Origin of the sequence: Paenibacillus aceris (assembly GCF_017874035.1) — a bacterium.
GTDB classification, from domain to species: Bacteria; Bacillota; Bacilli; order Paenibacillales; family NBRC-103111; genus Paenibacillus_E; species Paenibacillus_E aceris.
Genome location: NZ_JAGGKV010000007.1, coordinates 1 through 24744, shown reverse-complemented (window position 1 = coordinate 24744; position 24744 = coordinate 1). Strand labels below are relative to the sequence as shown.

The window sequence follows — 24744 nt, the reverse complement described above, 5'->3', positions numbered from 1 at the left end:
AAAGTATAAAACTTATCCTTTCTTTTCAATTCAAAAAGGCCGTACAGCTTGATAAGCTGTACGGCCTTCCTCTTTATTTCTGAAATACCTTCTTCTCAGATATCTTGCCATCTGCAAAATAAACAATCTCTACATAATAGCCGGGCTGATTAGAAATCGCAAAGTCATACGTCCTCTTACCGTTCTCCTCTTTGACTAGCTTGCCTTTGGCTCCGGTCTCCTTCACCAAATCATCATACGTACTGGTCATGCTTATTTTATCGGCCTGTTCCCTAGTTATCTGAGGAAGCGGCTCTTCCTTTGATGTAGCCGCTGGCGTTGCTGTAGCCGTTGTGCCACCGCTTGTCCCACTTGTTGCGCCAGGCGTCGCTGTAGCCCCTGTGGAAGGCGCTACGGTCGCTCCCGCTGTTGGACTAGGCGATACAGTCTCCCCATTCTTTTTAGCGCATCCCGTGGCGACTATCGCTAGTACCAGAAACATCATCAACCAACTTCTCATTACGCTTACCTCCTTCTTGCTGCCAATGCACAGATATGAGCTTATTTTGCTTTCTTTTCACCCTTTTTATCCCTGCATGGCGGACAAAAGACTGAAAGTAAAACAGCCTTCTACAATCTTCTAGACGTAAAAAGCCGCTAAATTGTTTCACGTGGAACTAAAATATTGGAACTGCATGATGTAAAAGCCAAAAAGAAGTTGCGGAAAAATAAAAAAGCCTCCTGCAATTGCAGAAGACTTCATTCCAATAGCTTGTACGGAAAGAGTGGGATTCGAACCCACGCACGCCTCGCGACGCCTAGCTGATTTCGAGTCAGCCCCCTTGGGCCTCTTGGGTACCTTTCCAATAAAACGCGAGAACAGGATTTATTATATCAAAAAAACCCCGCTCTCGCAAGTGCTTTTCCACATCGTTTTTAAGTCGTTTCTTCCTCTTGATTTGCGTTGGATCGAAGCACTTTTTTAAGCTTACTTTCGAACTTCGTTCTCGGTACTAGAACACTGTGTTTACAGCCCACACATTTAATTCGAATGTCCATACCCATCCGTATGATTTCCATCTCATTGGTGCCACACGGATGGGGCTTTTTCATCTGCACAATATCGCCAAGCTGATACTGCTTTTTCTCCATACGTCCGCCACCGCCTTTTTCAACTACATCGTATCGATTTGTACACTGTCGAGTCTTTTCTTAATCTCTATGTTCAAAAGTCTCGTAACATTAAATTGTCGAGTCGGCTTGCATTCTGCGATAATACGGATTTTCAAATCTGTCGTACCCACCACCTGAACGCCAAGCACTTCGGGTTGTTTCACAATATCTTCGGTAAGATCTTGTACATGTTTAACCGTATCCTTGAGGATCTGTGTAACATCATCAATATTCAAATGATGCGGTATTGTTACATCCACGACTGCCAAAGAGTTGTAAGTGGAGAAATTGGTAACTTGTTTAATATTCCCGTTAGGAATGATATGTACTTCACCGGTCCAACTTTTAATCCGAGTGACCCGGATCCCAATCTCCTCAACAGTCCCTTTAAAGGAATCAATTTGAATGACATCCCCTACTCCGAACTGATCCTCAAAAATGATGAAGAACCCTGTAATTACATCCTTCACCAAACTCTGTGCTCCGAAACCTATAGCTAATCCCAGCACCCCTGCACCGGCCAGTAAAGGCCCTAGATTTAATCCTACTTGTCCAAGGATCAACATGATACAGATGAGATTTACCGTATAAGCTATTAGATTATGTATGAGGCTTCCTATCGTGTTCGTTCTGCGTCTATCAAATTTCAATGGTGACTTATCTCTAGCAGCCATCATATGAGAAATCGTCTTGTCAGCTATTTTAATGCACACTTTTGAAACAATATAAATTAGTATAATCTTTACGATAATCCAAAATATCGAAGCTAGCATTTCAGGTTTCGTTAGATGCTCGCGTACCCATTGCGTTAAATCCGTAAAATAATTCATTATAAAGGCCACGCTTTAGACCTCCCTTTTCATTCCATGGTAACATATTTATCTTCCTTTTTAAAATAGATTCCTCTGATTTCTACGTGCTCAGATTTAATAATTTCTTGGACTTGTGCTAGATTCTCTCCCGGAAATTCAATAGAAAGGGCACACCCTGCCGTAATCTCTTTCGGAGTAGGTCTAATATCGATTTCAATGTCCGCATACTCTAGCAGCATTTCAGCACGCAAAGCTTGTTGCGTTGAATCGAACGCTAACAACATAACGGAAATATTCAAGGAAAAACCCTCCTCTCCTACGTATAAATGTCTCTATCTATCCATATACTAGTAAAAAAGAAGAAGTACTTGGAGGGATATGATGAAATTCCAATTTGGTTTTGACGGAATGAAAGATACGGATCTAGCCCCACTTAAAATCCAGCACACAGATGCCGATACCCCTTTTCTTCTCTCTAAGCATTTGCAAACGATTTTTAGTAAGCTACCAACCTATCAACCTATCGTTGTTATCTGTGTAGGAACCGATCGTTCCACAGGTGATTCACTTGGTCCGCTAGTTGGCTCTCATCTAAATCGCACGAGCAATCTTCGCAATCTCCATCTTTTCGGCACATTAGATGAGCCTGTCCATGCAATGAATTTATCTGAAACCGTTGATAAAATACAGCGGCAATTCGATAACCCTTTCATCGTCGCCGTTGATGCCTGTTTAGGTCAAGTTGCCAGCGTTGGCTGCATTCAAGTTGCCGATGGTCCGCTTAAGCCTGGTGCCGGTGTGAATAAAGATCTTCCTCCTGTTGGCAACATCCATGTGACCGGTATTGTAAACGTAGGCGGCTTCATGGAATATTTCGTCCTGCAAAATACGCGATTGAGCTTGGTCATGAATATGGCTAATGTAATCGGTGATGCGCTTTATTCCGCTTTACGGCGAACCCAGGCTTACGCACCAAGTACTAAGACTGCTTTAAAGTTTGATTAATGGCTTCTTTCTCTTCAGAACTCAATGTATAGCTAGATTGCCCATTTTGAATCGGTTTGGCATACATATACATCTGCTCCCTGCTATGTATTCCCGTAAGTACCACACCATCCTGGTAGTCATCCAATATGGCAATTGTAAAGCTCAAATTACTCCCGCCATCATTGAAAGCATTATATCGGTGGATCGCTACTTTGGATTTCATCTTCATTAAAGATTGACGAATCGTTTCAACTTGGGCTGAAGTCGTTGCTGATTCGGCCTTTTGCTCGTTGATGGCATGCTGCATTTCAATAAAGAGCTGCTCCATGTTTTCTGTGCTTGAACCATTCATCATTTGAGTGTATCGTTTGCGCAATGATGATAACTTAACGTTTAGGATAATTACGAAAATGAATAAAATTAAGATTAGCACGAAACTTGTTAATACGACAAAACTGCCATCAAGGCCAAACAGTTCCCCCATGGTTGATCCCTCTTTCTACTTAGCATACTGCGACTGGATCTCTTTCACTGCATAGACCAGAGCATCCACTTCTTCATCCGTTGTAAAATATCCTATACTCGCTCGAACTGCTCCCTTGGCCAATGTGCCTGCCGATTCGTGGGCAAGCGGCGAACAATGATAACCTGAGCGTACAGCAATTTGAAAAGATTGGTCCAAAATAAATGCGACTTCGGAGGAATCCGCATCATTGATATTAAAGGAAACAATCCCTGTTTTATTTTGTCCAACTGCTGGACCAAGAATCGTGACCCCTTCAATTCCCAGTAACCCTTCCATCAGCCTTTGCGTTTGACGCCACTCTTTTGCATGAATCTTCTCAATCGATTCCGCCAATACGAACTTGACGCCCTCGTTTAATCCGGCAATCCCAGCCGTGTTTTGTGTTCCAGCCTCATACCGATCAGGACGTACTGTCGGTTGATGAATAGCTTCCGACTGACTGCCTGTTCCACCATGCAACAACGGTTCTAAATCAATGTCAGGATGGATGTACAGCCCACCCGTCCCCTGAGGCCCTAGAAGCCCCTTGTGGCCCGGAAAAGCTAACATATCAATATTCATATCTCCCACGTGGATAGGCAGTATACCGGCACTCTGAGCCGCGTCTACAAGCAGCTTGGCGCCATGCGTACGGCATATCTCACCGATCTCCGCCACTGGCATAATCGTCCCCAACAAATTCGAGCTATGATTGACAACAATGAGCGAGGTGTTTGGTCGTAACGCCATCTTTAACTCATCTAGCTTGATATTACCTTCTTGGTCATTACTGATATATGTAAGTTCCACTCCAGCTGTTGCCTTCAAATATTCTAAAGGTCTGCGCACGGAGTTATGTTCAATACTTGTGCAAATCACGTGATCTCCCCGTTTAACAAAACCTTTGATCGCTTGATTCAGCGCATGCGTTGTATTCAATGTAAACGATAGATCATTCGGGTTTTTAATACCGAATAAACGAGCTAAGTTCTTTCTTGTTTCAAATAACACTCTGCTTGCTTTTACAGCCATCTGATGGCTTCCACGTCCGGGGTTTGCTGCATAATCTTGCATGCACGTCATCATTGCATCCAAAACAGCTGGCGGCTTAGGCCAAGATGATGCAGCTTGATCAAAATACATAACACCCTTCATATTCCCACCCTCTCCTATAGAACCAAAGGTCCACTCATAAATATAGCATACCTTAGTTTGATCTTTCTGTTCGAAAGAAAACCATCGGTATGCTATCTAATCTTTAAGAGATTTTACCTTGAAGTAATTCTAGCAAACGGTTCAAGTCATCTTTTGAATAGTAGAGAAGCTCAATTTTACCCTTATCCTGCTGATTTTTGATTTTTACCGTTGTGCGATAAATATCTCTCAGCTGATCTTCGGCTTGATTGATATAGGGATCTCTATTTTTTTCTTTTTGCTTCGTTTTTTCTTTTTCCTGTCCAGGTGTCTCTTCCAGCATTTTCACAGCTTCTTCAAGTTCACGGACACTCCACTGTTTACTTATCGTCGTTTCTGCAAGCTCTTTCTTGATCGTGTCATCCTTCACGCCGACAATGGCTCTTGCATGCCCCATGGATAATGTTCCACGTGAAACATATTGCTTGATGGATTCAGGTAATTGAAGCAGTCTTAGGAAGTTTGCAATATGAGAACGGCTCTTTCCAACCTTTGCAGAAAGCTCCTCTTGGGTTAACGAAAACTGGTCGATAATCCCTTGATAAGCAAATGCAATCTCCATAGCGTTTAAGTCTTCGCGCTGAACATTCTCAATTAAAGCTATTTCCATGACCTGTTGGTCTGTAAAATTCCGTTCAACTGCAGGAATCGTTGCAAGTCCTGAAACCTGAGAAGCTCGGTACCTTCTCTCACCAGCAATTATTTCATAACCTTTAAGAACCTTACGAACAATAATCGGTTGGATAACGCCATGCTCTTTAATCGAATCGGCTAACTCTTTAATGCTATCTTCATTAAAATGCTTTCTAGGTTGATAAGGGTTAGCTCTCAATTGGGCTAAAGGAATTTGAATGACTTTATCGCTTTCATCAATGTGTAGTGATGTAATTAAAGCATCCAATCCTTTACCTAAACCTTTGTTTAGGCCTTTGGTCATATCGAGATCACTTCCTTCGCAAGCTCTAAATACACTTCCGCGCCTTTTGATCTAGGATCATAAGTAATAATCGATTGTCCATGACTGGGTGCTTCGCTTAAGCGAACATTCCGCGGGATAATCGTTTGATATACTTTAGTTTGGAAGTATTTCTTAACTTCCTCAATAACCTGAATGCCGAGGTTCGTTCTAGCGTCAAACATCGTCAACAAAACACCTTCAATTTGAAGCCCTGTATTAAGATGCTTTTGGACCAAGCGAACTGTATTAAGCAGTTGACTTAATCCTTCAAGCGCGTAGTATTCACATTGAATTGGGATAATAACTGAATCCGCAGCTGTAAGAGAATTAATCGTAAGAAGACCTAACGAAGGTGGACAATCAATAAGAATGTAATCATACATATGTTTAACTAGTTGCAAAGACTTCTTTAATCTAACTTCTCTCGAGATTGTTGGAACAAGCTCAATCTCTGCGCCCGCGAGTTGAATAGTCGCAGGTACAATTTTAAGATTTGGAACATTCGTATCTACCGTTGCATCTTTGGGATGAACATCGTTAATAAGCACATCATAGATGCAGTTCACGACATCGGCCTTGTTCACACCAATACCACTTGTCGTATTCCCTTGTGGATCGATGTCAACGAGCAGCACTCTCTTCCCTAGTGAAGCTAAGGAAGCTCCCAAATTCACAGAAGTTGTCGTCTTACCGACGCCACCCTTCTGATTCGTTATTGCTATAATTTTAGACAAAACCATTTCACCTCAATCGCTTATGTTCCAAATGCCATTCATAAAGCAGTATATCTATCTTAACATATCTACCAGCTAGTTACCTTATCTATATTTGATAGATTTATCTCATAAGATGCAAAAAAACGGCTTGCGCCGTTTAAGGTAGCAATAAATGCTCATTATTTTTTAGGAATTTTAATTATGATTTCGTAATGGTCCTCATGATCTTGCTCATGTGTATTAATATTTAGACCCGAGCTGGTCACCATTTCAACGGATTGCCGAATCGTGTTCAAAGCAAGACGAACATCTTTTGAAAACGAAACGCGACGAGATTTCTTAATCTTCGTAGCTTCTTTCAAAAAGTTGATCTTAATTTCTGTTTGTTTAACATTCAACTCTTTGGCAATCACTTCTTCAAGAATTTTCACTTGAAGCTCTTCTTGATCTAAAGCTAATAAAGCTCTCGCATGGCGCTCCGTGATCTTTCTTTCCATCAAAGCCATCTTAACAGGTTCGCTTAAATGTAAAAGTCGAATCTTATTCGCAATGGTTGATTGGCTTTTACCAAGTCGCTGAGCCAAACTTTCTTGCGTTAGATCGTGCATTTCAATCAGCTGCTGATAAGCAGCCGCTTCTTCTATAGCAGTTAAACCTTCTCGCTGTAGATTCTCGATAAGAGCGATTGAGGCAGCTTGAGAATCATTAAAATCTCGTACGATAGCTGGAATTGTATCAAGTCCGAGCTTCTTAACAGCCCTTAACCGTCGTTCACCGGCAATGAGCTCGAATGTATTGTTTTTGACTCTGACAACGATTGGCTGAATAACACCATGCGTTCGAATCGTTTGGCACAATTCATCAATTCGATCATCATCAAATAAGGTCCTAGGTTGATAGGGGCTTGGAATAATATTATTAACAGGTATGTTTTTGACTTCATCCGTCGACGAACGATCAGCAAGTCCAAATAGCTTTGAAATTTGTTCTTTCATAAGAAACCTTACCACCAACTCTTCCCGTAGTTTAAGCGACCAATACGATCCAAAGATAGACGACCTCTTCGTCCTACAGAACGAAAACGCTTGTCAACATTACGGCGAAGTATGACAAGTGCAATCACATAAACTCACTACAAATAGAATAGATTCTTACTATTATAACATTCTCCATTGAAGCTGGATTTCCTGCTTTTACAAATTGTGAAACTTAGACGAAATGTTTCACGTGGAACATTTTCACAGTTTCATAAGAGGTTCCTTCAGTGGAATCCCAGCTTTTCTAGGGTACTTAGCGGGAGTCGCTGCTAGCTTATGAATCTCAACAAAATGCCGCAACGATTCCTCAATAGGCAGCTGCATTTTAAGAACTCTGACCACTTTCCCCTTTAACTCAGTTAGACTAAAGGAAGAGTCGCTTAACTCTTCTTCAATTTCTGAGCCCTTCATTGCGATAAATGTGCCATCCTTCTTCACAAACGGAAGACAAAATTCATTCAACACTTGAAGTCTAGCGACAGCTCTAGCAGTAGCCAGATCGAACTGATCGCGATATTTAGGCAATCTAGCAATATCCTCTGCTCTACCATGAACACACTCTGTATCAGATAGGCCCAATTGTGAAACTAGCTCTTTCAGAAATATTATTCGCTTATTCAAAGAATCCACGATCGTAACTTTAAGATGAGGAAAAGCGATTTTCAAAGGGATACTCGGAAACCCCGCACCTGAACCTATGTCTGCAATAGTAGACACGGAGCCCACATCAAAATTAAAAGCAACAGAAAGAGAGTCATAAAAATGTTTCAAATAAACCTGCTCTCTTTCTGTAATGCCTGTAAGATTCATCTTCTCGTTCCACTCTACAAGTGTCTTGTAGTACTGCTCGAATTGATCCAGTTGTAGAGTACAAAGAGAAATGTTTTGCTTTTCTAATAATTGAACAAATTGTTGTTGAGTAGCATCCATATATTAACCTCTAGCCGCAGTGACTCTGTTATAGTGTTCCAAATAAACAAGAAGAATCGAAATATCCGATGGAGTAACACCCGCAATACGCGAAGCTTGACCAATCGATATCGGACGGATTTTAGCCAGTTTTTGCTTAGCTTCCGTCGCAATCCCGTGAATCTCGCTGTACTCAATATCATCAGGAATCTTTTTCTTTTCCATTTTTCGCAGACGTTCTACTTGATTGCTTTGCTTTTCAATGTAACCCGCATATTTCACTTGAATTTCAACTTGTTCCTTCATTTCATCATCCAGCTCGAGTGGTGAAGGAGACATTTGCTCAATATGCTTATACTCAATTTCAGGACGACGAAGAAGTGCGATAGCCGGAACAGAATTATTCAAAATCACGCTTTCCAAGCTTTCCAACAACTGTTGGACATGCGGTTCCGGTCTAATCTTATCCGTATTCAAACGTTCGATTTCTTGATCGACTAATGCCTTCTTGTTTAAAAATGTCGCATAGCGCTCCTCAGAAATCAAACCAATTTCATGGCCGATAGGCGTTAACCGCATATCTGCATTGTCATGACGAAGCAGCAAACGGTATTCAGCGCGTGATGTTAATAGACGGTAAGGCTCATTCGTTCCTTTCGTCACTAGATCATCAATAAGAACGCCAATGTATCCTTCTGACCTATCCAGAACAACCGCCTCTTTGCCTTGCACTTTACGAGCCGCATTAATCCCGGCCATAACCCCTTGCCCAGCAGCTTCTTCATAACCAGATGTCCCATTGATTTGCCCTGCAGTAAATAATCCGCTAACAAGCTTAGTCTCAAGAGATGGCTTTAGTTGTGTAGGAACAACTGCGTCGTATTCAATGGCATAACCGGTACGCATCATTTCTACTTTTTCAAGTCCTGGGATTGAGCGCAAAATGCCAAGCTGCACATCTTCAGGCATACTCGTAGATAACCCTTGAACATAATACTCGGATGTATTGCGGCCTTCTGGCTCTAAGAAAATTTGATGCTTCGGTTTGTCGGCGAAACGAACAATTTTATCCTCGATGGAAGGACAATATCTTGGTCCAGTCCCTTCAATGGCTCCCGAAAACATTGGAGCTCGATGCAAATTCGAGTTAATGATGTTGTGCGTTTCTTCAGACGTATACGTTAACCAACAAGGCAATTGCTCATTAGAACCCGTCTTTGTTTCAAAAGAGAAAAATTTAGGTTCATCATCACCAGGTTGAATTTCCGTTTTGCTAAAATCAATGGAATCCTTATGAACCCGCGGCGGAGTTCCCGTTTTAAAACGAACCAGATCAAAGCCTAACTTACGCAAAGACTCGGATAACTTAACAGAAGGCTGTTGATTATTCGGGCCACTCTCATACATAAGCTCACCCATAATAACTTTACCTCTTAGATAAGTACCTGTCGTAAGCACTATTGCTTTTGCATAGTATTCGGCATCAGTCTTTGTAATAACTCCTTTGATTACTCCGTTTTCAACGATGAGCTCCTCGGCCATGCCTTGGCGTAACGTTAAGTTAGCTGTTGCTTCAATCGTTTCTTTCATTTTGTGCTGATATGAAAATTTGTCGGCTTGTGCCCGAAGTGCATGCACAGCTGGACCTTTCCCTGTATTCAGCATTCGCATCTGAATGTATGTCTTGTCGATGTTACGACCCATCTCGCCACCGAGCGCATCGATTTCTCGAACGACGTGGCCCTTCGCAGGACCACCAATAGATGGATTACATGGCATGAAAGCAACCATGTCCAGATTGATTGTTAAAAGTAGTGTATTACAGCCCATGCGGGCAGAAGCCAGAGCAGATTCGCAACCTGCGTGTCCGGCGCCGATGACAATAACATCATAATCACCTGCATGATATCCCATCGTTCAAAGTCCCTCCCTCTTTTATGAAAACGAAAATGCTGTCGGTTTTCATTTACCTAAGCAGAATTGTGTAAAAATTTGATCGATCAATGATTCACCAACAGAATCACCGATAATTTCGCCAAGCTGCTCCCATGCCGCTCGGATGTCGATTTGTATCATGTCAATCGGCACATACTGCTCGTTAGCATCGAGTGCATCCTGCAAGGAACGTTTCGCTTGCTTCAACAAAGATATGTGTCGAACATTACTAACATACGTCAGGTCACTTGATTCTAGTTTACCCTCAAAGAAAATCGCAGCAATCGCTTTTTCTAAATCATCGATACCTTTATTCTCAATCAGAGATAACTCGACAATACGTTCTTTTGGAAAATAACTCAGAACTTGTTCGACATCCAATCTTCGACTCAAATCGATCTTATTCAAAATAACAATCGTTTGCTTATCGGCCAATTGCTTCATTAGCGCAATCTCATCTAATTGGAGTTCCTCATTGCTATTCAGCACCAATAAAATGAGGTCCGCCTCAGCTAGCGCCGTTTTTGATCGTTCGACTCCGATTTGTTCCACAATATCCGTCGTTTCTCGAATACCCGCAGTATCCAACAACTTGAGTGGAATACCGCCAACATTCACGAACTCCTCAATGACATCCCTAGTTGTACCTGGAATATCCGTTACGATCGCTCTATTTTCCTGCGCCAATTCATTCAGCAGCGAGGATTTCCCAACATTCGGCCTGCCGACAATTGCTGTTTCAATTCCCTCGCGCAAGATTTTACCTTGTTCAGCGGTCACCAAAAGACGGTCAATTTCAACCATAACCGTGTCGCATTTGCCTTTTATGAAAGCATTCGTCATTTCTTCAACATCATGCTCTGGGTAATCAATATTCACTTCGACATGTGCCATTAATTCGACAAGCACATATCGCAAATGCTTGATTTGTTTCGACAAATTTCCTTCAACCTGCTTCAACGCTACCTTAAAAGCTCGATCCGATTTGGCACGGATCAAGTCAATAACAGCTTCCGCCTGTGTCAAATCGATTCGACCGTTTAGGAAAGCTCGTTTCGTGAATTCGCCAGGTTCAGCCAATCGAATCCCTTGCTGCAGCAGCAAATCCAGCACCTTCTTCACAGAGACGATGCCCCCGTGGCAGCTGACTTCTACCACATCCTCCATCGTAAATGAACGAGGAGCTTTCATTAAAGTAACGAGAACCTCCTCTACCTTTTCGGCAGAAGCAGGTTCTACAATGAATCCATAATGTACCGTATGCGTCACAGCATCAGATAATTTCGTTTTTGAGCGAAAAACGCGCTCCACCAGTGGAACGGCTTCATCTCCGCTCACACGAATAACCGCTATCCCACCCTCGCCGAGTGGCGTAGAAATAGCAGCAATCGTATCATTTAACATAGTATTTACACCTCGAATTTACCTCATCTTAAAGAAAAAGCAATGACATGAGCATAAGTCATTGCGGCTAACGTTATTTGACGGCGATTACAACCCGACGATTCGGTTCTTCGCCTTTGCTATATGTTTTGACAACAGGGTGCCCTTGCAACTCAGCATGAATAATCTTGCGCTCTTGCGAGTTCATCGGCTCCAAAATAACTTCTTTTTTCGACTTTATGACACGATTCGCCAGCCTTAAGGCTAGTTCCTCCAGCGTTTTCTTCCGTCTGTCACGGAAATTTTCCGCATCTAAGATAATGCGAAAATGCGAGTTCGCATAACGATTTGCGACAATATTAACTAAATACTGCAGCGCATCAAGGGTTTGTCCTCTTTTTCCGATCAAAATCCCTAACTCAGAGCCACTCATATTCAAAAGGTAGCCTTCGCGATCCTTTGTCGTATCTATGGTGATGGAAATTTTCATCGCTTCGAACATATCTTGTAAGAAAGCAATGGCTTCCTCAAGTGGATCTGGTATCAATTCAAGCTCAACCTTAGCTTCTTTGGAACCAATAAACCCGAACAACCCTCGCGAGGGTTGCTCCAAAATATGAATCTTTACACGATCCTCCGAAACCTGCCATTGAGAAAGACCGGCTTTCACCGCCAACTCAATAGTTTTTCCAGTCACCACAATTTTTTTCATTTGGACAGGCCACCCTTATTATTTTGAGATCCAGGATTTTTTTGTTTTCCAGGAGAACCATAAATAAAGTAAGACTGAATAATGGTGAAAATATTACCGTAAATCCAGTACAGCGGCAGAGCAGCTGCGAAATTCATGGACATTACGAAAATCATTACCGGGAAAATGTATAGTAAGCTTTTCATTTGTTGATTCATTTGAGAAGACATAAACATTTGTTGAACGAAAGTCGTTGCCGCGGCGATCAAAGGAAGTATGTAGTAGTGATCAGGCTGGCCTAAATTCATCCATAAAAAAGTATGTTCACGAATGTGGTCATTACGCATGATAGCTTGATAAAGCGCAATCAGAATTGGCATTTGAACAATGATCGGGAAACATCCGGCTAACGGATTCACACCATTTGACTGGAATAACTTCATTGTTTCTTCCTGCTGTTTCTTCGCATCATCTTTATACTTTTCTTTAAGCTTTTTCATCTCAGGCTGCAATTCCTGCATCCGCTTAGAGCTCTTATACTGTTTCAGTGTCAGAGGTAAAATGATGAGACGAATAATGAGGGTCACGACTAAGATGGATAAACCATATTGGCCCCATAACTTAACGGCGAACCAGTCGAGCGTTTGCGAAAGCGGGTACACGAAATATTTAACGAAAAAACTTGCGGTATTAGGATCAATTGGTGCCATAGCAGAGCTACTAGGACTACATCCTGACAACAATAAGATCAACGCAGAAACAGCTGCAAGCAAATAGAGTCGACGAGTCAAAATGAGATCCTCCTAAATATCTTTTCCAACATAAACTATAACACAATTTCAGCGTGCAAGGAAATATAGCTTCACTTTTTTATTGTGTCGTTTCTTTTTAATAAAGAAGCTTTTCGGATAACATGCCAGATGCTCTTTTCCATCTCAGCATATTCCATGTCTACAACGGGTTTTCTGGCGAGCAAAATGTAATCATAATGTGGCATCAAATTCTCTTTTTTCAAACGGATGATCTCTTTGACCATTCGCCTCAAGCGGTTCCGGACAACCGCATTCCCCACTTTTTTACTCACAGATATGCCAAGTCGGAAATTTTCCAATTTAGGCTGAGGCAAATAATATAGAACGAACTGATGATTGGCCATTGATTTGCCATACCGGTAAATCTTATTGAAGTCTTCTCTTTTAGCTAATCTATATTCTTTTTCCACAGAAATTTACGCTCCAGACCGTTAACATTCAAATAAGCAGAACAGAACTAGACATCTTATTTATTTTTGACCGAAATGACGGCATATAAACCAGTCCATCCAAATGCAAAAAAAAAAGCCCCTTCCGGAGCCTCTTTTTACGCGCTAAGAACTTTTCTTCCTTTAAGACGACGAGCTTGTAGAACTTTACGGCCGTTCTTCGTGCTCATTCTTTTACGGAAACCATGATTCTTCTTACGCTTTCTCGTATTCGGGTTAAACGTCGGACCCATCTATAGCACCTCCCTACCTGAGGATATCCATCCTACAAAATTTCTACTACTCATTAAATCATACATCACTAAAGAAAGTCAACCTACCCGAGTGTGCAGAAGGAAATGCCAAATGGATTACAAAAAATCGAAAAAGAATAACCTGTGTATAAAATTTCATCTCGAAAAAGAGAAGCTTGTCGAAAATCAACAGAATATTAACAATATCTTGTGTTGTGAACAATTTCTATGCACAACTTGTTGTAATTGTGGATAATACCAAACAATCCGTTGATTAACAAGCTATCTTTTGATAAGATGATAATGTTTCTGTTGTGGATATACACGACCAATTCTCCGATTTATCAACAGTCTGTGGATAACATTGTGAACAAAATTCCCTCTACAAGAATAAGTCATTTTAACCGATTCTTAATAATGTGGATAAAACGACAAAAGCCGTCCTTTTTTGACCCCATCAGACATGAAGGTTCATTTCGCCGTAAATCGCGCAGAATATACTCTGATTGAGTTCAATCTAAGCAACATTCGGATCGCTCCAGTTAGAGTTTCATCCATAATGATTTATACACAAATCGATTATTCAAAAAACTGGCCCTACGCCACATGTTTGATTTCAAAGGAGTGAATTACTGTGGAAGGCCATTCTACGGACTTATGGCAGCAAATATTATCGATTATCCAAACTAAACTCAGCAAACCAAGCTTCGATACTTGGTTAAAATCAACGAAAGCGACAGTTTTTAATGATTCTACTGTCGTTATTTGTGCGCCCAACAATTTTGCTCAGGAATGGTTGGAAAGCCGATATACCAAGCTGATTGAGGGCACGATTTATGATTTCACCGGCAAACACGTTTCAGTCAAATTTGTCATTGAAACCGATGAGCAGAAAGCTCAATCTGCCGCGGCGCAGCCAGCTGTTATACCGCCCAAGGGTCCTGCGATTGTAGCTGGTGAAGAAAACTTCACGAATATGATGAATTCAAGATATACCTTCGACACGTTCGTTATTGGATCGGGCAATCGGTTCGCACACGCAGCTTCATTAGCTGTAGCCGAAGCGCCGGCGAAAGCTTACAATCCGCTCTTTTTATATGGAGGCGTAGGCTTAGGAAAGACCCACTTGATGCACGCCATCGGCCATTATGTCCTGGAACATAACCCTGGAGCTCGAGTTTTATATATTTCGTCAGAGAAATTTACGAATGAATTCATCAATGCCGTCCGTGATAACCGCGGCGAAGGATTTCGAAATAAATATAGAACCATCGATGTGCTACTCATTGACGATATTCAATTCCTCGCGGGTAAAGAAGGTACGCAGGAGGAGTTTTTCCATACATTTAACGCACTTCATGAGGAAGGTAAGCAGATTATTATCTCCAGTGACCGGCCTCCCAAAGAGATTCCGACCCTGGAAGACCGCTTGCGCTCTAGATTTGAGTGGGGTTTGATTACCGACATTCAGCCTCCTGATCTAGAGACGCGAATTGCCATTCTGCGCAAAAAAGCAAAAGCGGAAAATCTCGAAATTCCGAATGAAGCCATGATCTACATCGCAAACCAAATTGATACGAACATTCGTGAGCTTGAGGGTGCGCTTATACGCGTAGTCGCGTACTCCTCTCTTATTAATCAGGATATCAGCGTGCATCTGACTGCCGAAGCCTTGAAGGATATTATTCCGTCAAATCGGCCAAAGGTCATTACCATACAGGATATTCAGCAGCGTGTTGGTGAATTCTATGGATTGAAGCTAGAGGATTTCAAAGCGCGTAAACGTACAAAAGCTGTAGCTTTCCCTAGACAGGTCGCTATGTACCTGGCACGTGAGCTAACGGACTTCTCTTTGCCGAAAATCGGAGATAATTTTGGAGGCCGTGATCATACAACGGTTATCCATGCCCATGAAAAAATATCGCAAATGTTGCAAGCGGACCAAGAGCTCTACAAGATCGTTCATAATCTTACGGAGCGCATCAAAAACCCCTCTTGATAACATTTGATTCCGGGTGAGCCTATACACAATCTATGCACATGTGGATAGGCTTGCCTTATATATGGTTAATCCACATATCCACATATCCAGAGCCCCTACTGCTATTACTAATAAAGAATGTTATTATAAATAGATATGCTAACGCACCCCAAAAAAGAACTGCAGGAGTGAAGTCATGAAATTAACAATCCTTAAAGACCATTTAATAGAATCCATTGGTCACGTTTCCAAAGCCATTTCGTCTCGTACAACAATCCCCATTCTTACAGGGATCAAAATAGATGCAACGTTAAGCGGTGTAACCCTTACGGCAAGCGATACAGATATTTCGATTCAAAGCTTTACGCCAAGCGAAAATGGTACAAACAAAATTATTCAGTTATATCAAGCCGGGAGCGTTGTGCTTCCAGCCAAATTTTTCGTTGAAATTATCCGTAAGCTCCCTGCTCAACTAATCGAAATTGAAGTAGGTAATAATTTTCAAACCATTATTCGTTCTGGTTCTTCCGAAATTCAAATTATGGGACTCGATCCAGATGAATATCCGCTGCTGCCAGAAATCGAAGAAAGCAAAATGCTTCGTCTTCCTAGCGATTTGCTCAAAACGATGATTAAGCAAACCTCCTATGCGGTATCTACGAATGAATCAACGCCGATTCTTACAGGAGTACTTTGGAATATCACCGGTGATAAACTGAAATTCATTGCTTGTGACCGTCATCGCCTAGCCTCCAGAGAAGTGACCGTTGATAACGATAACGCGCATAATTTGCCGAACATTGTTATCTCCGGCCGAACATTGAATGAATTAAGCAAAATTTTGCCAGATCAAAATTCGCTTATTGATATAGTTATTTCGGACAATCAAGTTTTATTCAAAATTCATTCCATTTTATTTTATTCACGCATCTTGGACGGTACGTATCCCGACACATCGAAGCTTATTCCACAGTCTTTTCAAACCGAAATGGTCGTTCCGACAAAAGAATTGGCTGAAGCCATCGATCGCGCTTACCTCTTGTCCAAAGAAGATAAGACGAATATTGTAAAAATGATGATGCTGGAAGACCAAACGATCGAAATTTCATCCAGCTCCTCCGAGCTAGGCAAAGTAACCGAACAAATTAACCTGCAGCATATTGCCGGTGATTTATTAAAAATCTCTTTTAACTCCAAATATATGCTTGATGCGCTTAAAGTTCTCGACTCTGAGTTTATTCATATTGGATTTACTGGAGCTATGCAGCCTATCATCATGAAACCGCAAGATTCGACAAACATTTTACAGCTGATCTTGCCATATCGAACAACGAATTAAGGGGTGCACCAATGAAGCAAATAGCAATTAACACGGACTACATCACACTCGGACAGTTTCTAAAATTATCGGACTGCATATCCACAGGTGGACAAGCGAAATTTTTCGTTGTGGATACAAAAATTGAAGTGAACGGGCAAGCAGAAAATCGCAGAGGACGGAAACTCGTTCCGAAGGATATCGTTACCGTGGAGGGTTTCGGACAATTCGAAGTCGTTAGCTCCTGATTGGGCCAAGCCGGGGGGATGAGTAAACATGTTTTTGAACAGACTCGCGCTTAAGTCTTACCGGAATTACGATCAGATCGAGTTGACTACGGATAGCAATGTAAATATATTTGTAGGGCCTAACGCACAGGGAAAAACGAATTTACTGGAATCCATTTATGTCATGGCTATGACCAAATCTCACCGTACCCATCAAGATAAAGAACTGATTGGCTGGAACGGTGACCAAACACAGCTGCACGCTCAAATTCAAAAGCGGTACGGAACTTGCCAGCTCGATCTCACTATCTCGTCCAAAGGTAAGAAAGCGAAGATAAACGGTCTCGAGCAAAAGAAACTCAGTAATTTTATCGGTGCGCTCAATGTCGTGATGTTTGCGCCGGAAGATTTGGAAATTGTCAAAGGAACGCCTGGTGTAAGACGCCGGTTTCTGGATATGGAAATTGGCCAAGTGCAGCCATCCTATCTCTATGATCTGTCGCAATATCAGAAAATTTTGCTGCAGCGTAACAATTATTTAAAGCAAAATTTTGCTGGAAAAGGCTCGCCAGACGCCATGTTGGACATTTGGAACGAACAATTAGCACTGTATGGTGTTAAAATTATGAAAAAGCGTCAAAACTTTATTAAGAAGCTGCAACAATGGGCGGAAACGATTCATCGAGGGATTACGAATGACAGTGAAGAGCTGCTGATCCGCTATTCCCCTTCTTTTGACATTGGCCCGTTTGAAGATGAATCTGTTTTATTAAACCAATTTATGATAAAGTTATCATTGGTCAGAGATCAGGAATTCCGAAGAGGCGTTACACTCGTGGGCCCTCATCGCGACGATCTTCTTTTTTACATCAACGACAAAGAAGTCCAAACCTACGGCTCTCAGGGGCAGCAGCGAACAACTGCACTCTCCCTTAAGCTGGCAGAGATTGAACTCATCCATGAGGAAGTTGGCGAATATCCTCTTTTATTGCTTGATGATGTGCTTTCAGAGCTTGATGAATATAGGCAGACGCAGTTGATCCGCACGTTCCAAGAAAAAGTCCAAACGTTTATTACCACGACGGGTCTAGAGAGTGTCCATTTGGACCAGCTGAACCATGCTTCCGTGTTTCATGTTTTGAAAGGAAATGTAAGTGGCAGGAGCTGAGGAGCATGTTTATTCATTTGGGTGGAGAAAAAATTATTAGAGCTTCCGAACTGATTGCTATATTCGATATCTCGATAGAGAAATCTTCTAAGATATCGAAACAATTCATTCAACAAGCTGTTAAGGATAAAAAAACAGAAAAAATCGGTGAGGAAGAATGCAAATCACTCGTTGTTACGAAGAGTAAGGTGTATTATTCCCCGATCTCCTCTACCACGCTCAAGAAAAGAGCGCATCTTTTGTTAACGAACTAACCTTTTGTTGTTCACATAAGAGAGTATAAGAGGTTTATCTCACTATAAAAAAGCAGGTGGAGATTAACATGTCCGTGAATCAAAATGCGTACGATGACAGTCAGATTCAGGTACTTGAAGGTTTAGAGGCCGTACGAAAACGGCCGGGCATGTACATTGGCTCGACAAGCGCCCGTGGACTTCACCATCTCGTATGGGAAGTTGTCGATAATAGTATTGATGAGGCATTGGCCGGCTTCTGTACCAAGATTGATGTCATAGTTCATAAGAATAATAGCGTTACCGTTATTGATAATGGCCGTGGAATTCCCGTCGGTGAAAATGCGAAGCTAAAGCGTCCGACATTGGAAGTAGTACTTACGGTTCTTCATGCCGGCGGTAAGTTCGGTGGAGATGATTCGGGTTATAAAGTGTCAGGTGGTTTGCACGGAGTAGGTATTTCTGTTGTTAATGCATTGTCTGAGCATCTTACCGTTCAAGTTAAGCGTGAAGGCCAAATTCATCAGCAAGAATATCGCCGCGGTGCGCCTCAGTATGACGTGAAAGTTATTGGTGAAACGGAAGAAACGGGAACTCAGGTAACGTTCCAGCCGGATCCCGAAATTTTCAAAGAAACGACGGAATATGATTTCGATATTCTCCAGTCCAGGATTCGTGAGCTTGCATTCCTGAACAAAGGAATTGAGATTAATCTAATCGACGAACGCACGGATACGGTAACAACCCATATGTACGAGGGCGGGATTATATCCTTCGTTCAACATTTGAATCGAAATCGGGAAGTCGTCAATGAGATGCCGATCTACGTAGAAGGCGCAAAGGATAACATCTCCATTGAGATTGCTCTTCAATACAACGATAGCTATACAGAGAATATTTATTCTTTCGCCAATAACATCAATACGCATGAGGGCGGTACGCACGAATCCGGGTTTAAAAGCGCGCTTACGCGGATCTTGAATGATTATGCCCGTAAATCGAACTCACTGAAAGAAAGCGACTCTAACCTTTCAGGGGATGATGTCCGTGAGGGGCTTGCTGCGATTATTTCCGTGAAAATTCCGGAGCCTCAATTCGAGGGGCAAACGAAAACGAAATTAGGAAACAGCGAAGTTCGCGGTATTGTCGAGTCTTTATTTGCTGAGAAACTGCAAACTTTCATGGAAGAAAACCCGGCGGTTGCAAAGCGCATCCTTGAAAAAGGGATTCAAGCGGCAAGAGCCAGAGAAGCGGCACGTAAAGCGAGAGAATTGACTCGTCGTAAAAGTGCGCTGGAAGTAAGCGCTCTGCCAGGTAAACTAGCAGATTGCTCCTCCAAAGATGCTTCCATCAGTGAGATTTACATCGTAGAAGGTGACTCTGCAGGCGGATCTGCTAAACAAGGACGTGATCGTCACTTCCAAGCGATTCTTCCGCTTCGCGGAAAGATTTTGAACGTTGAGAAAGCCAGATTAGATCGTATTTTGTCCAATACGGAGATTCGGGCGATGATTACAGCCTTTGGTACAGGGATCAGTGATGATTTCGATATCAATAAGGCCCGTTATCACAAAATTATTATCATGACAGATGCCGACGTCGACGGAGCGCATATTCGTACACTCCTTCTTACGTTCTTCTACAGATACATGAAAAAGCTGATTGAATCCGGTTATGTATATATTGCACAGCCTCCCCTTTTCAAATTGGAGAGAAATAAAACCGTACGTTATGCCTACAATGAAAAGCAAAGAGAAGCGATTATGCAAGAGTTCGGCGAGGGTGCCAAAGTCAATGTACAGCGTTACAAAGGACTTGGTGAAATGAATCCTGAACAATTATGGGAAACCACAATGGACCCGGAAAGCCGTACCTTGCTGCAAGTGACGATCGAAGATGCGATTGAAGCGGATACACTCTTTGACTCTTTGATGGGTGATAATGTAGAGCCTAGAAGAGATTTCATCGAGGAACACGCAATTTACGTGAAAAATCTAGATGTCTAAACGTCTTAGACGTTGTTAACGATGTAAGCTTTCAGGAGGAACATTCATGAGCGAAGAATTACGTTCGCAAGTCAAAGAAATTGACATTTCTACCGAAATGCGTACATCCTTCTTAGACTATGCGATGAGTATCATTGTCAGTCGTGCACTCCCAGATGTAAGAGACGGTCTGAAGCCGGTTCATCGTCGTATCCTCTTTGCGATGTCTGAACTAGGCATGTCTCCAGATAAACCATATAAGAAATCCGCGAGAATCGTCGGCGAAGTTATCGGTAAGTATCACCCTCATGGAGATTCAGCCGTTTATGAAACGATGGTTCGTATGGCGCAAGACTTCTCCCTTCGTTACATGCTTGTTGATGGGCACGGTAACTTTGGGTCGATCGACGGCGATATGGCAGCAGCCATGCGTTATACGGAAGCTCGTTTGTCCAAAATTGCGATGGAACTTCTTCGCGATATCAATAAAGAAACGATTGATTATGCGCCAAACTACGATGGTGAAGAACAAGAACCTGTTGTTCTTCCATCGCGTTTTCCGAATTTGCTCGTGAACGGGAGCTCAGGTATTGCGGTAGGGATGGCAACGAACATTCCTCCTCATAACCTTCGAGAAGTCATTGACGGCATCCAAATGCTGATTGAAAATCCTGATGTTACCCCTATGGATTTAATGCAGGCTATCAAAGGACCGGATTTCCCGACAGCCGGATTTATTCTAGGTCGCGAGGGAATTAGACAAGCCTATTCCACGGGTAGAGGCTCTGTCACAATGCGGGCAAGAACCGTCATTGAAGAAAACAACAACAAGGCTAGAATCATTGTTAATGAACTGCCTTATCAAGTGAATAAAGCAAGATTGGTTGAGAAAATTGCAGAGCTCGTTCGCGAGAAAAAGATCGATGGCATCACGGATCTCCGGGACGAGTCCGACCGCAACGGGATGCGTGTCGTCATTGAACTGCGACGTGACGTCAATCCGAATGTCGTTCTGAATAACTTGTTTAAGCAGACGGCTATGCAGTCTAATTTCGGTATTATTATGCTTGCGCTCGTTAACGGCCAACCAAGAGTATTGAATCTTCGTGAGATGCTGCAATACTACCTTAAGCACCAACAGGAAGTTATCCGCCGCAGAACGGAATATGATTTGCGCAAAGCAGAAGCGCGCGCTCACATTTTGGAAGGCTTGCGGATCGCACTGGACCATCTGGATCAAGTTATTGCTTTGATCCGTGCTTCCCGGACAACGGAAGAAGCTAGAGATGTCCTCATGAACACGTTTAATTTAAGCTACGATCAGGCTCAAGCGATTCTGGATATGCGCCTACAGCGCTTAACCGGATTAGAGCGCGAGAAGATTGAAGCTGAATACGCAGAGCTCATGAAGAAAATCGCTGAACTTAAAGCGATTCTCGCCGATGAGCAGCTGATTCTAGCAATCATTAGCGAAGAACTCAATGAAATTAAAGAGAAATTCGGCGACGATCGCCGCTCTGAAATTACGATTGGCGAGGAAAGCATCGAAGATGAAGACCTCATCCCACGTGAAGATGTCGTAATTACGATTACGCATACTGGCTATATTAAACGTCTTCCTGTCACCACGTATAAGAACCAGAAGCGTGGAGGACGCGGTATTGTCGGTATGGGAACCAAAGACGACGATTTTGTGGAACATTTGTTCGTAACCAATACACACCATTACCTCATGTTCTTTACGAATAAGGGGAAAGTGTACCGGTTGAAAGCTTATGAGATTCCAGATTTGAGCCGGACGGCCCGTGGAACTCCGATCATTAACTTGATTCAGATCGAGCAAGGTGAAACGATCAATGCGGTGATCCCGGTTGAAAGCTTCGAAACGGATCAGTATTTGTTCTTCGCAACGAAGCAGGGTGTTGTGAAGAAAACACCAATTGACGATTACTCGAATATTCGTAAAGGCGGTCTAATCGCTATCAATTTACGTGATGACGATGATCTCATTGGCGTAAAATTAACAGACGGCAATCAAGGTATCATTATGGGGACCAAACTCGGCATGTCGATTCATTTCCCGGAACAAGATGTGCGTTCGATGGGTAGATCGGCTACTGGGGTAAAAGGTATCCAACTCGATGAGGATGATGCTGTAATTGATATGGACGTTGTACACGAGGATAATAGTGTATTGATAGTAACGTCCAAAGGCTTCGGTAAAAGAACACCTGTTTCCGAGTACCGTATCCAATCACGTGGTGGTAAAGGGATTAAAACCTTGAACGTCACGGATAAAAACGGTCCTGTTGTTGGTCTCAAAGTTGTACAGGAAGACGAGGATCTCATGATTATTACGGCTTCCGGTACTGTCATCCGGACAAGTATGGACGGTATTTCAGTGATGGGCCGTAATACGCAAGGTGTACGCCTCATCAATATTCGTGAAGACGATGAAGTTGGAACCTTGGCTCGGGTACAGAAGAGCGAAGAACAATCCGAGAATGAGGAAGACGGCGATTGGGAAGAAACTGAGTCTGAATCAACGGATACAGAATAATAAATTGCAGGGATGGGCTTACAAACCCATCCCTTTTAATTTACAATAGGATGTATAAGACAAAGTAAGGTGAGTGAGCGATAGTGCCGACAGTTGCCGTTTCTCAATTAAAACATGGTGAAAAACTAGGCGATAATGTAGTAACGAAATTGGGGAATGTCCTTTTTAATAAAGGTAAAGTCATCAATGATAGAGATATTGAGGTTCTCAAAGCATTTCTCATTCCTTCTGTTTTTATTGATTCGAAGAACGGCATCGAGCCGGAAGCGATGGAGGAAACGAAGGCGAGAGAGATTCATTCAGTTCCTCCTTTTTACGTAGAGTATCAGAATATGTTAAAGCTTCTAAAACGCGTTTTCTTACTTGCCAATGGTGGACAACCATTACCGATCCTAGATATTCGTAACGGACTTGAAGCACTAATTCAGCATATCGACACATACAAAGTACTCACTTTCACTCCCAAAAACCGCAACCTCCAAGATTACATTTATCACAAGAGCATTATGGTTAGCTTGACCTCCTATTCATTAGCCAGATGGCATGGGCTTCCTCAAAAAGATTTAATGCAAATCGCACTAGCCGGCCTCTTACATGACATCGGCATTTCCAAGGTGGATTCATCTATTCTGGAGAAAAAGGGCCGCTTGATGGAGTTCGAGATGGAGGAGATCAAGCAACACACGCTAATTGGTTATCAGATTCTGAAAAATATTTCAGGGATCAATGAAGGTGTGAAATTAACTGCCGTTCAGCATCACGAACGTGAAGATGGTTCAGGTTATCCATTAGGAGTCAAAAGCGACAAGATCCATATGTATGCCAAAATAGTAGCGATCGCGGACATCTATACTGCGATGACGAACGAACGCTTCCACAAAACAGCATTGTCTCCCTATATCGTACTGGAGCAGCTTTTCACGGAGTCCTTCGGTAAAGTAGATCCCACCTTGGTTCAGGTCTTTATAAACAAGTCTACGCAAATCAGCAATGGAACACTCGTTAAACTCAGCGATAATCGTATCGGAGAGATTGTATTCTCGGACCGCTCACATCCGACAAGGCCCTGGGTGAACGTTAATGGAACGATCGTTAATTTAATTGTCGATAGAAGCTTGTTTATTCAAGAAGTTATCGGACATATATAAAATGCTATGACCCCCTCTGAATAAGGGGGTTTTCTTATTTTGAAAAAGAATATAAGAAAATGCTTGCATTCTGTTTCTAGATTTGTTATATTACTCCTTGTCGCTTCGGCGGTCGAACGAAAGAACAAAAGAAATTGAAAAAAAGTTCTTGCAATCGAATAGGCTGATGTGGTATATTGATCAGGTCGCTTTTGAAGCGATGGATGAATAAGGAAGAAATTGATCTTTGAAAACTGAACAACGAGTGAGTAAAGCGCAGTCGAGCAATCGACTATAAATGAGATTGTATAATCTCGCTAGCAAGTCAATGAGTACAATTAAGCTTTTCTATTATGGAGAGTTTGATCCTGG

At 42.3% G+C, this 24744-nt stretch carries 25 protein-coding genes and 1 tRNA gene; 9 read left to right on the top strand and 17 right to left on the bottom strand.

Features of this window, described 5'->3' with window-relative positions; translation table 11 throughout:
* Positions 1 to 73: 73 nt before the first annotated feature.
* The 5 genes from J2Z65_RS14720 to J2Z65_RS14700 all read right to left on the bottom strand — a co-directional run bounded on the left by J2Z65_RS14720 (position 74) and on the right by J2Z65_RS14700 (position 2248).
* Positions 74 to 499: a hypothetical protein gene (locus J2Z65_RS14720; protein ID WP_167054941.1), complete on the bottom strand. Its 426-nt coding sequence runs from the start codon at positions 497 to 499 to the stop codon at positions 74 to 76.
* Positions 500 to 756: 257 nt separating this feature from the next.
* A tRNA-Ser gene (locus J2Z65_RS14715) sits at positions 757 to 844 on the bottom strand.
* Positions 845 to 915: 71 nt separating this feature from the next.
* A complete protein-coding gene (locus J2Z65_RS14710; protein WP_167054943.1) occupies positions 916 to 1131 on the bottom strand; it encodes a DUF951 domain-containing protein in 216 nt (71 codons plus the stop codon).
* Between the two features lie 23 nt (positions 1132 to 1154).
* Positions 1155 to 1994, bottom strand: coding sequence for a mechanosensitive ion channel family protein (locus tag J2Z65_RS14705; RefSeq protein WP_338111615.1), 840 nt, complete (start codon positions 1992 to 1994; stop codon positions 1155 to 1157).
* Between the two features lie 17 nt (positions 1995 to 2011).
* On the bottom strand, positions 2012 to 2248 hold the full coding sequence (locus J2Z65_RS14700; protein ID WP_167055043.1) for a putative Se/S carrier protein: 237 nt from the start codon (positions 2246 to 2248) through the stop codon (positions 2012 to 2014).
* 97 nt (positions 2249 to 2345) lie between these two features.
* Between J2Z65_RS14700 and yyaC the strand changes: the two genes are divergently transcribed.
* Positions 2346 to 2969, top strand: coding sequence for a spore protease YyaC (gene yyaC, locus J2Z65_RS14695; protein WP_167054945.1), 624 nt, complete (start codon positions 2346 to 2348; stop codon positions 2967 to 2969).
* Here yyaC and J2Z65_RS14690 read toward each other — a convergent pair.
* From J2Z65_RS14690 to rpmH, 12 genes are all read right to left on the bottom strand, one after another.
* The gene (locus J2Z65_RS14690; RefSeq protein ID WP_167054947.1) at positions 2944 to 3435 is read right to left on the bottom strand and encodes a DUF4446 family protein; all 492 of its coding nucleotides are present in this window, start codon (positions 3433 to 3435) and stop codon (positions 2944 to 2946) included. The two genes, yyaC and J2Z65_RS14690, sit on opposite strands and share 26 nt — an antisense overlap.
* Before the next feature lie 15 nt (positions 3436 to 3450).
* The gene (locus J2Z65_RS14685) at positions 3451 to 4611 is read right to left on the bottom strand and encodes an aminotransferase class V-fold PLP-dependent enzyme (protein ID WP_167054949.1); all 1161 of its coding nucleotides are present in this window, start codon (positions 4609 to 4611) and stop codon (positions 3451 to 3453) included.
* Positions 4612 to 4714: 103 nt separating this feature from the next.
* Positions 4715 to 5587 carry a ParB/RepB/Spo0J family partition protein gene (locus tag J2Z65_RS14680; protein ID WP_167054951.1) on the bottom strand — a complete coding sequence of 291 codons (873 nt, stop codon included), beginning with the start codon at positions 5585 to 5587 and terminating at the stop codon, positions 4715 to 4717.
* Positions 5584 to 6342, bottom strand: a complete 759-nt coding sequence (locus J2Z65_RS14675) for a ParA family protein (protein WP_127454079.1) — start codon at positions 6340 to 6342, stop codon at positions 5584 to 5586. The genes J2Z65_RS14680 and J2Z65_RS14675 overlap by 4 nt, the downstream gene beginning before the upstream one ends.
* Before the next feature lie 161 nt (positions 6343 to 6503).
* Entirely contained in the window at positions 6504 to 7319 is an 816-nt protein-coding gene (noc, locus tag J2Z65_RS14670; protein WP_167054953.1) for a nucleoid occlusion protein, read from the bottom strand.
* A gap of 243 nt (positions 7320 to 7562) precedes the next feature.
* Positions 7563 to 8291 carry a 16S rRNA (guanine(527)-N(7))-methyltransferase RsmG gene (gene rsmG / locus J2Z65_RS14665; protein ID WP_167054954.1) on the bottom strand — a complete coding sequence of 243 codons (729 nt, stop codon included), beginning with the start codon at positions 8289 to 8291 and terminating at the stop codon, positions 7563 to 7565.
* A gap of 3 nt (positions 8292 to 8294) precedes the next feature.
* Positions 8295 to 10184 carry a tRNA uridine-5-carboxymethylaminomethyl(34) synthesis enzyme MnmG gene (mnmG, locus tag J2Z65_RS14660; RefSeq protein WP_167054956.1) on the bottom strand — a complete coding sequence of 630 codons (1890 nt, stop codon included), beginning with the start codon at positions 10182 to 10184 and terminating at the stop codon, positions 8295 to 8297.
* Between the two features lie 48 nt (positions 10185 to 10232).
* Complete coding sequence (mnmE, locus tag J2Z65_RS14655) at positions 10233 to 11609, bottom strand: tRNA uridine-5-carboxymethylaminomethyl(34) synthesis GTPase MnmE (RefSeq protein WP_167054958.1); 1377 nt, start codon at positions 11607 to 11609, stop codon at positions 10233 to 10235.
* 73 nt (positions 11610 to 11682) lie between these two features.
* Entirely contained in the window at positions 11683 to 12300 is a 618-nt protein-coding gene (jag, locus tag J2Z65_RS14650) for an RNA-binding cell elongation regulator Jag/EloR (RefSeq protein ID WP_167054960.1), read from the bottom strand.
* The gene (yidC, locus tag J2Z65_RS14645) at positions 12297 to 13070 is read right to left on the bottom strand and encodes a membrane protein insertase YidC (RefSeq protein ID WP_240159580.1); all 774 of its coding nucleotides are present in this window, start codon (positions 13068 to 13070) and stop codon (positions 12297 to 12299) included. The genes jag and yidC overlap by 4 nt, the downstream gene beginning before the upstream one ends.
* 71 nt (positions 13071 to 13141) lie before the next feature.
* Positions 13142 to 13501 (bottom strand): ribonuclease P protein component, encoded by a 360-nt coding sequence (gene rnpA / locus J2Z65_RS14640; protein ID WP_167054962.1) that lies wholly within the window; start codon positions 13499 to 13501, stop codon positions 13142 to 13144.
* Between the two features lie 137 nt (positions 13502 to 13638).
* Positions 13639 to 13773 carry a 50S ribosomal protein L34 gene (gene rpmH / locus J2Z65_RS14635; RefSeq protein WP_028557239.1) on the bottom strand — a complete coding sequence of 45 codons (135 nt, stop codon included), beginning with the start codon at positions 13771 to 13773 and terminating at the stop codon, positions 13639 to 13641.
* A 634-nt stretch (positions 13774 to 14407) separates the two neighbouring features.
* Here rpmH and dnaA point away from each other — a divergent pair.
* The 8 genes from dnaA to J2Z65_RS14595 all read left to right on the top strand — a co-directional run bounded on the left by dnaA (position 14408) and on the right by J2Z65_RS14595 (position 24393).
* Positions 14408 to 15772 (top strand): chromosomal replication initiator protein DnaA, encoded by a 1365-nt coding sequence (gene dnaA, locus J2Z65_RS14630; RefSeq protein WP_167054964.1) that lies wholly within the window; start codon positions 14408 to 14410, stop codon positions 15770 to 15772.
* Between the two features lie 178 nt (positions 15773 to 15950).
* Positions 15951 to 17093 (top strand): DNA polymerase III subunit beta, encoded by a 1143-nt coding sequence (gene dnaN, locus J2Z65_RS14625; RefSeq protein ID WP_167054966.1) that lies wholly within the window; start codon positions 15951 to 15953, stop codon positions 17091 to 17093.
* 11 nt (positions 17094 to 17104) lie between these two features.
* Complete coding sequence (gene yaaA / locus J2Z65_RS14620; RefSeq protein ID WP_127454096.1) at positions 17105 to 17320, top strand: S4 domain-containing protein YaaA; 216 nt, start codon at positions 17105 to 17107, stop codon at positions 17318 to 17320.
* A gap of 28 nt (positions 17321 to 17348) precedes the next feature.
* The gene (recF, locus tag J2Z65_RS14615) at positions 17349 to 18467 is read left to right on the top strand and encodes a DNA replication/repair protein RecF (protein ID WP_167054968.1); all 1119 of its coding nucleotides are present in this window, start codon (positions 17349 to 17351) and stop codon (positions 18465 to 18467) included.
* Positions 18468 to 18472: 5 nt separating this feature from the next.
* Complete coding sequence (remB, locus tag J2Z65_RS14610) at positions 18473 to 18721, top strand: extracellular matrix regulator RemB (protein WP_127454100.1); 249 nt, start codon at positions 18473 to 18475, stop codon at positions 18719 to 18721.
* A 68-nt stretch (positions 18722 to 18789) separates the two neighbouring features.
* Positions 18790 to 20706, top strand: coding sequence for a DNA topoisomerase (ATP-hydrolyzing) subunit B (gene gyrB, locus J2Z65_RS14605; protein WP_209855886.1), 1917 nt, complete (start codon positions 18790 to 18792; stop codon positions 20704 to 20706).
* Between the two features lie 46 nt (positions 20707 to 20752).
* Positions 20753 to 23245, top strand: a complete 2493-nt coding sequence (gyrA, locus tag J2Z65_RS14600) for a DNA gyrase subunit A (protein WP_167054970.1) — start codon at positions 20753 to 20755, stop codon at positions 23243 to 23245.
* Positions 23246 to 23328: 83 nt separating this feature from the next.
* Positions 23329 to 24393, top strand: coding sequence for an HD domain-containing phosphohydrolase (locus J2Z65_RS14595; protein WP_167054972.1), 1065 nt, complete (start codon positions 23329 to 23331; stop codon positions 24391 to 24393).
* The last annotated feature ends 351 nt before the right edge of the window (positions 24394 to 24744 follow it).